The organism is Ruegeria sp. AWH4_226, from assembly GCF_056159225.1.
The window spans coordinates 1,870,020-1,882,996 of sequence record NZ_JBSWUU010000001.1 but is presented as its reverse complement, the minus strand read 5'-3'; the positions used below and the strand labels follow the sequence as shown (position 1 = coordinate 1,882,996).

Sequence of the window (12,977 nt, the reverse complement as noted above, 5' to 3'; positions counted from 1 at the left end):
ATACTTGAAGATTTGCCATCACGGGCAACGTCGAGCCCATCTGGCAAGACAGTTGATATCAAGGAGAGATTTCCCGTGCCCGACGACCAAAGCCGCCTGGATCTGTTCATTGATCGAATGGTGTCTCAGCGCGCCTGTCTGGACTTTGCCATCGCTGAAACGCGCGGCATGGCTGGCCCGGTGTTTGAATTGGGATTGGGCAACGGGCGTACGTACCACCATATGCTGCAGTATATTAACAAGCGCCCGGTCTATGTGTTTGAACGCGCGGTAGCATCGCATCCAGAATCGACTCCACCCGAGGATCAGGTGATTCTTGGCGATGTGCGCGAGACATTGCCGGCCGCCTTGGCGCGCTTTGGAGACACTGCAAGCCTGATTCACGCAGATCTTGGTGGTCATAACAGGGAAAAGAATGATGCCTTCGCGAGGTTCATCTCACCCCTTGTTGAGCCCTTGCTGGCGAAGGGGGGTATGATGGTGTCCAGTGACCGGATGTATTTCGACGACCTGACCGAATTGCCCCTGCCGCCCGGTGCGGTTCCGGGTCGTTGTTTTGTCTACCGCCGCTGACCTGAAGGAGCGCCCCATGCTTTTCTACGATTGCTCAACCGCTCCTAACCCGCGTCGTGCGCGCATGTTCATCGCGGAAAAAGGGTTGAAGATTGAAACCCGCGAAATCTCGATCGCCAAGGGTGAACAACTCAGCGACGCGTTTAAGGCGGTCAATCCGAATGCAACCCTGCCCGTGCTGGTCACGGATAACGGCACTGTGCTGACGGAAAACTTGGGTATCGCGGCCTATCTTGAGGCGCGCTTTCCCGAACCACACTTGATGGGGCGCACCCCGGATGAAAAGGGGATGGTGCTGATGTGGAACAGCATTGTTGAGCAACAGGGCGGCCTTCCCATCGCCGAAACCTTGCGCAACACGCACCCTGCCTTTGCCAACCGGGCGCTTCCCGGCGCTGTAAATCACGCGCAAATCCCCGAACTGGCGCAGCGCGGAACAGCGCGGGTTGACCAGTTCTTTGACTTGCTGGAGACGCGACTGTCGCAAAGCACCTACTTGGCAGGGTCTGAATTCACGCTGGCCGATATTACAGCCTTTGTCTTTGTCGACTTCGCACGCGTCATAAAAAAACGTATTCCGCAGGAAAACAAAGCCTCTCTTGCGTGGTTTGAAAAGGTCAGCGCACGGGCCAGCGCCCAACTCTAGACACGCTGCGTTCACGGAAACATTACGCGCGGTCGGAACTGTACATTAATGTCTAGACAGAAGTGAACAGTGGGTCTAGCGTCCTTCCCGAGTCACGCAGGAGAAGGCAGAATGAAATCTCAGTATCGCGTTGTGGTCATTGGAGGCGGCGTTGTTGGTGCCTCGGTTCTGTATCATCTGGCCAAGTTCGGCTGGTCGGATGTTGTGATGCTGGAACGTCGGCGTCTGGCGTCCGGCTCGTCCTGGCACGCCGCCGGAGGTATCCATGCGTTGAACGCCGATCCGAACATGGCGTCTTTGCAAGCCTATACGATTGATCTGCTCAGCGAGATTGAAAAGGAATCCGGCCAGAATATCGGCTTGCACATGACTGGCGGTTTGACGCTGGCTGGCACTCCGGAGCGCTGGGAATGGCTGCAGGCCAACTACCGTATCTTCCAGTCCATTGGCATTGATGATTGCGAGCTGCTTTCCCCGGAAGAGGCGCAGAAACGCTGCCCGATCATGTCCACCAACGGTGTACTAGGTGCCATGTGGGCGGATCGTGAAGGATACATTGACACAACTGGTACCGTGCAGGCCTATGCCACGGCGGCCAAGAAGCGGGGCGCGGAGTATTACGAGGAAACCAAGGTCGAAAGTCTGACGCAGACCGCGGATGGTTGGCAGGTCGTGACCGACAAAGGCACAATTACCTGTGAACATGTGGTCAACGCGGCGGGTCTTTGGGCCAAGCAGGTGGGCCGTATGGCGGGTGTCGAGTTGCCGGTCTCTCCGCTCAAGCACCACTATCTGATCACGGATTCGGTGCCCGAGGTGGCCGAGGCAGAGTTTGAGATGCCGATGACCGTGGACCTCGAAGGCTTCACCTATATGCGGCAGGACCAGAAGGGGGTCCTGGTCGGCATCTATGAGGTCGACCACGAACACTGGGCCATGGACGGCGCCCCGTGGAACTATGGTGAGGAGCTGTTTCAGGAACAGCTCGACCGCATCGAGAACGAACTGACGCTTGGCTTTGAACGCTATCCGTCGATTCAGAATGTTGGCATCAAGACATGGGTGAATGGTGCGTTTACCTTCTCGCCTGACGGCAACCCTCTGGTCGGTCCGGTGCCCGGCAAACGCGGATACTGGTCGGCCTGTGCCGTGATGGCCGGGTTCTTGCAGGGCGGCGGTGTTGGCAAGACGTTGGCCGAATGGATGATCCATGGTGAGCCAGAGGCCGATGCCTGGCCGATGGACGTGGCGCGCTATGGCGATTTCGCGCAGAACAAGCGGTATATCCGTGAAACCACGGGGCAGTTCTATTCGCGCCGTTTCGTGATGACATATCCGAACGAGCAATTGCCTGCGGGTCGTCCGTTGAAGATGGCCCCGGCCCATGACGCGATGACCGACGCGGGCTGCAAGTGGGGCGTCAGCTGGGATTTGGAGGTGCCGCTTTATTTCGCGCCGAAAGGGTTTGAGGAAACGCCGACTCTCAAGCGGTCGAACGCGCATGACATCGTGGCCGAGGAATGCAAGGTGATCCGCGAAGGCGCGGGCCTGCTGGATATCTCGGGCTTTTCACGGTTCGAGGTCTCAGGCCCGAATGCCGAAGCCTGGTTGGATGAGGTGATGGCCTCAAAACTACCCGCGCCGGGGCGGGCCAAGCTGGCCCCGATGCTGGGCGAGAACGGGCGTCTCAAGGGTGATCTGACTGTGCTCAACTGGGGCGATGGCACGTGGTGGATCATGGGCAGCTACTACCTGCGCGCCTGGCATATGCGTTGGTTCGACGATCACATGATCAAGGGCGTTAACGTCCGCGATCTGGGTGAGGAATATTGTGGCTTTGCTGTTGTTGGACCGAAGTCGCAGACCGTGGTTGAGAAACTGGCTGAACAGGACATCTCGGGCCTTAAATTCATGGGGTGCGGAGAGTTCGATATCGGGCTGGTCCGCGCCCGCGTTGCACGCATGTCGGTGACGGGTGAAAAAGGGTATGAGATCAACTGTCGTTATGGTGACCACGTCAAACTGCGCCGGATGCTGCTTGAAGCGGGTGCAGGCGAAGGGATCCGCGAATGCGGCTTCAATGCGATGCTTTCAACCCGGTTGGAGAAGAGTTTCGGCATCTGGTCTGCAGAATTCACGCAGCTTTACACGCCGGGGATGACCGGAATGGATCGCTGGATCGACTGGGACAAGGATTTTGTTGGCAAAGAGGCTGCCTTGGCCGAGCGTGACGGCAATGGCCCCGCGCAAGTGCAGGTGACACTGGAGGTGGACGCGTTAGACGCCGATGCCAGCGGGTACGAGCCGATCTGGTCGGGTGAGGATCGCGTAGGTTTCGTGACCTCGGGCGGCTATGGGCATTACACCGGCAAGTCGCTGGCGATGGCGCTGGTAAATCGCGACAAGGCTGAACCGGGCACAGCGGTGACCGTGCACGTGGTCGGCGTTGAACGCCCCGCGCGCGTCATCGCTGCGTCCCCATACGATCCGCAGGGCAAGGCGATGAGGGGCTGATGGTGATCTCACAAACGTCCGAGCGTGGTCGACGTCGGCGTGGGCGCAGCGCCGAAGCTGCACCTCCGCCCAGCCGCGACGTGAATTACCGCCAGTTAAAAAACCCCTTCCCGCAGATGGAGGTTTTTAAGGCAGAGCATATCGCGGACATGCATGAAACCGCTCTGCGGACGCTTCAGGAACTTGGTGTCAAGGTATTGTTGCCCGAAGCGCGTCGGTTGTTTGCTGCGGGCGGGGCGCGTGTGGATGAGGACAGCGAAATGGTCTTCATCGGGCGCGAGATTGTCGATGCGGCGGTTGCGTCAGCCCCGAAATCCATCTTGTGCCGTGCGGGTGCGCGCCATCGCGACTTTACACTGGAACTGGGCAGCCTTGTGTTTCAGCCGGGTGCAGGGGCCCCGAACGCCACCGATCTGGAACGCGGTCGCCGGCCCGCAACCGGGCAGGACTATCTGGAATTTCTGAAGCTGACGCATCACTTCGACGTGTTCCAGATGATCTCACCGCAGGTCGAGCCGCAGGATGTACCGACCCATCTGCGCCATTATTTCACGACACAGGCGCAGATGGAGCTGACCGACAAGTTCCCGTTCTTCTTCTCGCGCGGGACGCCGCAAGTGATGGATTGCTTTGAGATGCTTTCAACGGCGCGGGGGTTGTCGGATGACGAATTCCGCGGCAACGCGCATTGTTATACGATCATCAACACCAACAGCCCGCGGACGCTGGATATTCCGATGGCGCAGGGCCTGATCGATTTTGCCCGACATGGTCAGATGTCGATCATTACGCCATTCACTCTGATGGGTGCAATGGCTCCGATTACCGTGGCAGGTGCAATTACCCTGTCCCATGCCGAGGCCTTGGCGGCTCTGACACTGACCCAACTGGCCAACCCTGGCGCGCCTGTTTGCTATGGAACTTTCACCAGCAACGTAGACATGAAATCGGGTGCGCCGGCCTTCGGAACGCCCTCGCATTTTCAAGCGTCACTTGCGGCGGGACAATTGGCGCGGCATTTGGGCCTGCCGTGGCGATCTGCGGCCGGGTCGGCGTCGAACATCAACGATGTGCAGGCTGCAAATGAAAATCAGTTTGGCCTGTGGGGTTGCCTGATGGCCGGGGCATCCGTTGTTATCCACTCTGCCGGGTGGCTTGAAGGCGGGCTGACCGTGTCCTTCGAGAAACTGATCTGTGACGCTGAGGTGTTGAACATGGTCGCCGAGCTTTGCGCCGGGGCACAGGCTGGGACGGCCGAGATCGGCTTTGACACTGCGTTGCGAGAGGTCGAGCCCAGCGGTCATTTCTTTGCGTCGAGCCAAACGATGGAACGGTACAATACCGAATTCTACCAGCCGCACGTGCACGACTATGCCAATTTCGGAACCTGGACCGAGCGCGGATCGGTTGATGCCAATCATCGTGCAACGGCTGTCTGGAAACAGATTCTGGATGAGTTTAAGGCACCGCCGACAGACAGTGACCGAATAGGTGCCTTGCAGGACTTGATCGCGCGCCGCACGTCCGAAGGTGGCGCGCCGCCGGAGAGTTGAATGAACACCAAACCCATCCTGCACCGGGACGACCCAAAAGCCGAGCCGTTGGTCGGTAATATCAAGGTCACACGTGACGACTGGCTGAACGTGGCGATGGATGTGCTGATCTCGGACGGTGTGGATCAGATCAAGGTTTTGAATCTGGCCGAGCGGATGGCGGTGTCGCGGTCCTCTTTCTATTGGTATTTCAAATCGCGGCAAGAGCTGCTGGATGCTTTGCTGGCGCGGTGGCACGCGACCAACACCGCTGCGCTTGTCGCACAGGCCGAAGCCCCTGCGGATACGATCACAGGGGCGGTTTGCAATGTTCATCGTTGTGTGGTGAACACTGAACTCTTTGATACAGCGCTGGATTTTGCCGTGCGGGACTGGGCGCGTAAATCGGGTAAAGTGCGGCGTGCGCTGGATCAGTCGGACGCCCGGCGTCTTCAGGCTTTGCACGCGATGTTCACCCGGTACGGCTATTCCGAGGTCGAGGCCGAGACTCGCGCGCGTGTGCTGTACTACATGCAAATCGGTTACGATCTTGCCCAGTTGAACGAGCCGATGGAAACGCGGTTGTCGATGGTGCCGCACTATCTATACGTCTTTACGGGGGTTGAGCCAAAGCCCGATGAAGTCGAGGAATTCAGCGCCTATTCAAAGCGCTATTGGGAAGGAGACACAGAATGAGCCAACCAGACGCAATCATCATCGGTACAGGTGTCATTGGCGCCGCCGTGGCGTTCGAAATGGCCAAGGCCGGGTGGAAGATCCTATCGCTTGACCGCAACAGCCAGGTCGGCCACGGCTCGACCGCTGGATCATGCGCGATCATTCGTATGCATTATTCAACCTTCGACGGCACCGCCTTTGCGTGGGAGGGCTATCACTATTGGCGGGATTGGGCTGAGTATCTGGGGCTGCCCGCAGATGCCAATCTGGCGCAGTTCCGCGAAACGGGTTGCCTGGTTATGAAAACCGACGCCAATGGGATGCTGGAAAAACACAAACAGAACAGCGCCGATCTGGATTGCCCGTTCGAGGACTGGTCGCCCGAGAAGATCACCGAACGTCTGCCGGTCTATTCGCTGGACAGTTTCACCCCGCCCAAACGCATGGATGATCCGGAATTTGGCCATCCTAACGGGCGCAAGATGCAGGGCGGTGTGTTCTGGCCGCAGGCGGGCTATGTCACCGATCCGGCCCTGTCGGCGCAAAACCTGATGGACGCAGCAAAGCAGCACGGGGCCGAAGTTCGCACCGGCGCCGAGGTTGTTGAAATATTGATCGACGAAGGGCGCGTGGCTGGCGTTAAGCTGGCCTCGGGCGAAGAAATCCGGGCCAAGGTTGTGGTGAACGTGGCCGGGCCGGGGTCGGCGATCATAAACAAGATGGCAGGTGTTCTAGATGACATGACCATCGAAACACGCCCGCTTCGGCAAGAGGTTGTGCACGTACCCGCGCCCGAGGGTTTCGATTTCGAGAATGACGGAACCATAGTATCGGACAGCGATATTGCCTGTTACTGCCGCCCCGAACATGGCAACCATATCCTTGTTGGTTCGGAAGACCCGGAATGTGACCCGCATCAGTGGTGTGAGGACGACCTCCACTACAATCACGATTTCACAGACCAGTGGACGACACAGGCGATGCGCTATGCTCAGCGTGTTCCCAGCCTTGGTATCCCATCCAAAACACGCGGTGTAGTGGACTTGTATGATGCCTCGACAGACTGGATCCCGATTTACGATAAATCCAGTTTGCGGGGCTTCTACATGGCCTGCGGCACCAGCGGGAACCAGTACAAGAACGCGCCCATTGCGGGCAAAATGATGGCGGCCCTGATCGACTATTGCGAGGGCGGCGCAGATCACGATGCGCAGCCGTTGCAGTTTGAACTACCTTATATCAAGCGGATGATTGATGTCGGGTTCTATTCCCGCAAACGCCCGATCAACGAAGAAAGCAGTTTTTCGGTTCTGGGCTAGCCGCCCCTGGAAAACGCTCTAAGCTTTCTGGGAACCAAAAAGGGGCCCAGAATGACCGAGCCAATGAACCGAGTTCTGATACTGGGAAGCGCGCCAAGCGCAGTCGAAGCGAAGTCTTGGGCGCGCGACCCCTTTACCCACATCGTTGCAATCAACAACGCGTGGCGCATCCGGCCAGATTGGGACGTGCTGATCCACCCAGAGGATTTCCCAATGCAAAATCAGCCGGGCCGCTTGGCACCACATCAGCAGGTTGTGACGGCCGAGGAATATGTCCCGGCACAGAACAGGTTTGGCGGATTTGTCTATGCGGGCGGAACAATGGCATTTACCGCCGGCTACTGGGCATTGGCGGCGTTGCGCCCCTCAGTCATGGCGTTTTTCGGGTGTGATATGGTCTATCCCGGAACCGGTAAAACCCATTTCTACGGAACCGGAGCAGCGGACCCGTTGCGAGATGATGTTACCTTGCGGTCTCTTGAAGCCAAATCAGCGCGCTTGGCCCTGTTTGGCGCGGCTCAGGGATGCCGGGTCGTCAGGTTGTCAAAAGGTGAAAGCCGATTGCTGTTTCCATCAGTTGATCGAAATACCCCTGCGGTGTGCGATCTGCCAAAGACTGGCGGGATGGAAAGAATACTTCAGGCGGAGCGGGATCTGGGGTATTTTGTATCATCTGGGCGCTATTGGGAGGAAGCAAAAGCTTTCGATACTGCCAAGCTTGATGGATTGGATCAGCAATGGTTAGCCGCTTATTGCCCAGCCGCAATTGAGAAAGTTGCCTAACCAGCTACACAGCGAATTTTGCCCACGCCCAGACCATTGCGATATAGGTCAGGTTGTGCATGAACTGATCCAGCCCCGCGGCACGCCAATACGCGGCCTGCGTTGGCGAGAGTTGTTTTTTGTCCGAATAGCTGGCCTTGGCAAAGTCAATATTGAAATGCACGATCCATTCCAGTCCGGCAACGATAAGGATAAATGCCCATGGCGCGCCGAACAGCAAGAAGACGATGACCGATCCGATAACGTGCACGCCGGCATGCTGCGCACGACCCCAATGAAGGTATTCGCCACGACCTGACAACATTTTTGGGGTTTGGAGGTAGAAATCTGCAAACATATGCTTGATTTGCAACAAGCAGAGCATCAATAGCACTGCGCCCAGGCTGGCAGTCAAATTGTTCCTCCCGATATCGTCCATTGAAAAGTTTAGGCGCTAAAGTGGTGCGGCGCAAATGAACTAGTTCACAAACGGCAAATAAATGATCAAACTGGAAATTATTTGCATCCTCTGTCGCGGTTGCGATAAATTCAGGCTGTTGGATTTTCGGCGCTGTCGTCAAGATCGGAACGGTGATCCAGAGCAGGGGCAAGTTATATAGAACGTTCAATTTTCCAGTTTATTTGGAAGTACTCCAAACGCGATCAGCTCATTCTGTTGGCCGTGACCGCTACGCTATTTCCGCTGCTGTATCTGACATTGGAGCTACCCAAACGGATCATCAACGACGCAATCGGTGCCGCCAGCCCGATCGTGGATTTTCTGGGGTATGAACTTACGCAGACGACGTTTCTTGTGATCCTGTGTTTCGCGTTTCTGGCGGCTGTGCTTGCCCACGGCCTGATGAAGATGCGCATAAACACCATGAAGGGTGTGCTAAGTGAACGGATGCTGCGCCGGCTGCGGTACCAGTTGATCAATCGTGCGCTCAGGTTTCCCCAGCCGTATTTCGAACGGGTTAGCCAGGGCGAAATGGTCTCGATGATCACTGCAGAAAGTGAGCCGATGGGCGGGCTGATGGGGGATGCAATTAGTCAGCCGGTCTTGCAAGCCGGGCAGATGATCACGATCCTTTCGTTCCTGTTCCTGCAAAGCGTGTGGTTTGGATTGGCCGCCGTGGCGCTGATTCCGCTTCAAGCCTGGCTGATTCCCAAACTGCAACGCCAGATCAATCTTCTGAACAAGAAACGCATTCAAGAAGTCCGCATCCTTGCTGGCCAGATCGGCGAGAACGCCGCCGGGGCTTCGACCCTGCGCGCGAATGGTGGGTGGCGCTACCGCAGGGCGATGATTTCAGAGCAACTTGGGCGGTTGTTCGGCATTCGGTTCGAGATTTACCAGAAGAAATTCTTCATGAAGTTCATAAACAACTTCATATCCCAACTGACGCCTTTCATGTTCTATCTGGTAGGCGGAATTCTGGTGTTGCAGGGATCGGTTTCGTTGGGCGCGCTGGTGGCGGCGCTTGCAGCCTACAAGGATCTGAGCTCGCCGTGGAAAGAGCTGCTGACTTACTACAATCAGACGCAGGATATGTCTTTGCGGTGGGACGTGGTCATCGAACGCTTTGCCCCGCCGGGAATGCCTGACGAAAAACTGTTCGAAGGTGACCCTAAGACGCGGCCAAATCTGAAGGGGGACATCGTTCTGGATGGCGTTTCCGTCCGGGATATGGACGGAAATCAGGTGCTGGATGATCTGAACCTTAGCTTTACGGGCGGAAAGACCGTTGGTATTGCCGCACCGAGCGAAGAGGACAGGCGCGCGCTGGCTGAATTGTTAACGCGGGAAATTCTGCCCAGTTCGGGACGGGTTGAGATTGGGGGCGAAAACCTTTCGACCCTGCATCAAGCCGTGGTGGCCGCGCGCATTGGCTATGCCTCGTCGCGCCCTGTTATGTTCCAGGGCACTCTGGGGGATAACGTCATGATGCCCATACGGCAAAAGCCCATGACGATGCGAAACGATGATCCCGACTTTGCCGAGACGCAGCGTGCGGGTAACAGTTCTGATCCGTTCAACACCGAATGGCTGGACCCATCCCTTGCCGGGTTGAGCACCCCGAAAGAGCTGCGTGAGTGGTGGATACGCCTGATTGATGGAATGGGGTCGGGGGCTGCTCTGCTCCGCCGCGGGTCCGAGCAAATCTTTGATGCTACCCAGCACCCGGAATTGGCGCGCAAATTGATTGAGGTGCGGCCTCTGGTTCAGCAGGCAGTGCGAAAGGCAGGGCTGGAACAACAGGCACTGATATTCGATCGCAGCACTTACAACCCAGCATTGCCTGTTGCAGAAAACCTGCTGTTCGCAACGCCGCGGGTTCCGGTCACGCAAGAACTGTTGGCCAACCAAACGGTTTTCCTTGGACAACTGCGCGAATTGGGGCTGGATGAAACTTTGGTCGGCCTGACCCGTGACGTGATCGAGATGCTGCGCCAAATCTTTGGCATCGATGGTACCGACCACCCGCTGTTCCGCAAACTCGGGCTACAGGCCCACACTTACGAGGCCGCGTTAGAATTGGTCGAGCGGACACGGAACGAAGGTGTGTCCGGTCTGGATGATGAGCAGTTGGCCAATTTATTATCCGTACCCTTCGTGATTTCCGCCGAACAAATCGGACCTGCCTTCACGCGAGAGCTCAAGGATCGCATTCTTGAGTTGAGGCACAGCCATTCCGAGAAACTGTTGGAGCGGTTGCAAGATGTTTTTGTACCGCTGGATAAGGACGAGTTTGCACCCGGATTGACGGTGATGGAAAACGCGTTGTTCGGTAAGGTAAGCCAGATTGGGGGCGGACGGTCGGATGACGCGCGCAAGCTGATCGTCGATGTTCTGGACGAAAACAATGCCCGGTCGCTTGTGGTTGAACTGATCTATGACATGCCGGTTGCTATCGGTGGTCAGAACTTGCCAGCCGTTCTTGCCGAACCTCTGGCCTTTACTCGTGCGACGATCAAAAAGCCGGATATCCTGATCCTGGAGAACGCGCTGGCCAGTTTTGACATGGCCACTCAGGTCTCTGTTTACAAAAACCTGCGGGAATTGCTGCCGGATACAACGGTGATTTATCTGAACGATCACTTCGAAAACCCCGATGTATTCGACATTTATGTCGAAATCCGGCAGGGTCGGGTGGTTTCGGATGAAGGGGATGCGACCGTGGAAGAGGACAGCGCCGCCTCGGCAGACCTTGCGCGAAAGCTGCGCGCATTGGAACAGACACCGCTGTTTTCGGGTCTAGACCGCAGACAGATTCGACTGCTGGCTTTTGGTGCGCAATGGTTTGATGCAAAACCGGGTGAGGTTGTGTTCCTGAAAGACGATCAGCCTACCGATGGCGCCTATGTGGTGCTCAAAGGCGAGGCTGCGTTGTACCTGCCGCAGATGGAAGGCCCTGATCAACTGATCACGAAGGTCGGACCGGGGGCATTGGTCGGAGAGTTGGCCCTGATCCGCAAAGAACCCCGTGCCCTGACCATGATTGCCGAATCCGAACTGTCCTGCCTGCGGATCGGTGAGGAAGAATTCCTGGCGGTGGTTGAAAACGACGCCGCGACCGCGTTCAAGCTGATGCAGGTGATCGCGGGATACGTCACGAATTAATCGTTGGACCGATAGGGAACATGATAGATTCTCTTGGTGACTTGCGCGTTTCCAGAGGCTTTTTCCGTATTGTCTTCGAAATCGGGGGTGTTTGTTACCCCTCGGTCGCGGGTGCGCCACCCTGAAACGCGTTACCGTTGGCATAGTCGCAAGGGTCTTCCTGCATTTGCAGATGCAGGCCGTCGCCCGAGTAAGGGTTTGCGCGCGCCAAATCTTCGTCTACTTCGATCCCAAGACCCGGTGCGGTAGGGGCCGTCACAAAGCCTTGGTCAACGCGCAACGTACCCTTGATCAGCTGATCGTGGAAAGGGGTTTCAATGGTTTCCAGCAACAACAGGTTGGGGATCGATGCCGCCAGATGTATATTGGCCGCCCACTCAATGGGTCCAGCATAGAGGTGCGGTGCCATCTGAGCGTTGAATATCTCGGCCATGGCTGCGACCTTCTTCATCTCCCAAATGCCACCGGCGCGGCCTAGGGCGGGCTGCAGAATCTCGGCGGCACCTGCACGCAGGACGGCCCCGAATTCGGCTTTGGTGGTCATGCGTTCCCCGGTCGCGACCGGGATGCGGACGTTGCGGGCGACGCGGACCATGTCCTCGATCATGTCGGGCGGGATCGGCTCTTCGAACCAAAGCGGCGAATAGGGCTCCAGCGCCTGCCCCAGCCGAATGGCGCCTGCGGTGTTGAACTGACCATGGGTGCCGAACAGGAGATCGGCCTTGTCCCCAACAGCCTCGCGGATCGCTTTGCAAAACGCCACCGACATCGAGATATCGGACATCGCGGGCATATGCCCGCCGCGGATCGTGTAGGGGCCAGCGGGATCGAACTTGACCGCTGTGAACCCGCGGCGCACCATCTCTGCCGCGCATTCTCCGGCCTGCTCAGGAGAGGTCCAGAAATCTGTCAGATTATGCTGGGGCAGGGGATAAAGATAGGTGTAAGCCCGGATTCGTTGGTTCATCAGACCGCCCAGCAGAGCATAGACGGGGCGGTTGCGATCTTTGCCAAGAATGTCCCAGCAAGCGATTTCCAACCCCGAAAATGCGCCCATCACGGTCAGGTCCGGGCGCTGGGTGAAACCGCTGGAATAGGCGCGGCGGAACATCAATTCGATATTCTCGGGGTTTTCGCCCAGCATATGCCGTTCAAACACGTCCTGGATGACATGGCGCATCGCCTCGGGTCCGACCGAAGAGGCATAGCATTCGCCCCAGCCGGTGATACCGCTATCGGTTGTGACTTTCACCAAGATCCAATACCGCCCGCCCCAACCCGGCGCGGGCGGCGCGGTTACGATGACGTCGAGGTCCTGCAGTTTCATC

The 12,977-nt window shown here is 57.3% G+C and carries 10 protein-coding genes; 8 read left to right on the top strand and 2 right to left on the bottom strand.

What is annotated here, in order from left to right:
- Positions 1–75 precede the first annotated feature (75 nt).
- From ACXAET_RS09140 to ACXAET_RS09110, 7 genes are all read left to right on the top strand, one after another.
- A complete protein-coding gene (locus ACXAET_RS09140; RefSeq protein ID WP_475183907.1) occupies positions 76–573 on the top strand; it encodes a class I SAM-dependent methyltransferase in 498 nt (165 codons plus the stop codon).
- 16 nt (positions 574–589) lie between these two features.
- Complete coding sequence (locus ACXAET_RS09135) at positions 590–1,219, top strand: glutathione S-transferase family protein (protein ID WP_475183905.1); 630 nt, start codon at positions 590–592, stop codon at positions 1,217–1,219.
- 111 nt (positions 1,220–1,330) lie between these two features.
- The gene (locus ACXAET_RS09130; RefSeq protein WP_475183903.1) at positions 1,331–3,733 is read left to right on the top strand and encodes a GcvT family protein; all 2,403 of its coding nucleotides are present in this window, start codon (positions 1,331–1,333) and stop codon (positions 3,731–3,733) included.
- A complete protein-coding gene (locus ACXAET_RS09125; RefSeq protein WP_475183902.1) occupies positions 3,733–5,286 on the top strand; it encodes a trimethylamine methyltransferase family protein in 1,554 nt (517 codons plus the stop codon). The genes ACXAET_RS09130 and ACXAET_RS09125 overlap by 1 nt, the downstream gene beginning before the upstream one ends.
- On the top strand, positions 5,287–5,961 hold the full coding sequence (locus tag ACXAET_RS09120; protein WP_475183900.1) for a TetR/AcrR family transcriptional regulator: 675 nt from the start codon (positions 5,287–5,289) through the stop codon (positions 5,959–5,961).
- Positions 5,958–7,262, top strand: coding sequence for an NAD(P)/FAD-dependent oxidoreductase (locus ACXAET_RS09115; RefSeq protein WP_475183898.1), 1,305 nt, complete (start codon positions 5,958–5,960; stop codon positions 7,260–7,262). Before ACXAET_RS09120 ends, ACXAET_RS09115 begins: the two co-directional genes overlap by 4 nt.
- A gap of 51 nt (positions 7,263–7,313) precedes the next feature.
- Positions 7,314–8,045 (top strand): hypothetical protein, encoded by a 732-nt coding sequence (locus tag ACXAET_RS09110; protein WP_475183896.1) that lies wholly within the window; start codon positions 7,314–7,316, stop codon positions 8,043–8,045.
- A 4-nt stretch (positions 8,046–8,049) separates the two neighbouring features.
- Here ACXAET_RS09110 and ACXAET_RS09105 read toward each other — a convergent pair whose 3' ends face one another.
- Positions 8,050–8,409 carry a DUF3307 domain-containing protein gene (locus ACXAET_RS09105; protein WP_475187185.1) on the bottom strand — a complete coding sequence of 120 codons (360 nt, stop codon included), beginning with the start codon at positions 8,407–8,409 and terminating at the stop codon, positions 8,050–8,052.
- Positions 8,410–8,652: 243 nt separating this feature from the next.
- On the opposite strand from ACXAET_RS09105, the gene ACXAET_RS09100 reads away from it, so the two are divergent.
- Positions 8,653–11,649, top strand: a complete 2,997-nt coding sequence (locus ACXAET_RS09100) for an ABC transporter transmembrane domain-containing protein (protein ID WP_475187183.1) — start codon at positions 8,653–8,655, stop codon at positions 11,647–11,649.
- A gap of 94 nt (positions 11,650–11,743) precedes the next feature.
- On the opposite strand, the gene ACXAET_RS09095 is transcribed toward ACXAET_RS09100, so the two are convergent.
- Positions 11,744–12,976 carry a mandelate racemase/muconate lactonizing enzyme family protein gene (locus tag ACXAET_RS09095; protein WP_475183894.1) on the bottom strand — a complete coding sequence of 411 codons (1,233 nt, stop codon included), beginning with the start codon at positions 12,974–12,976 and terminating at the stop codon, positions 11,744–11,746.
- Position 12,977: the final 1 nt, after the last annotated feature.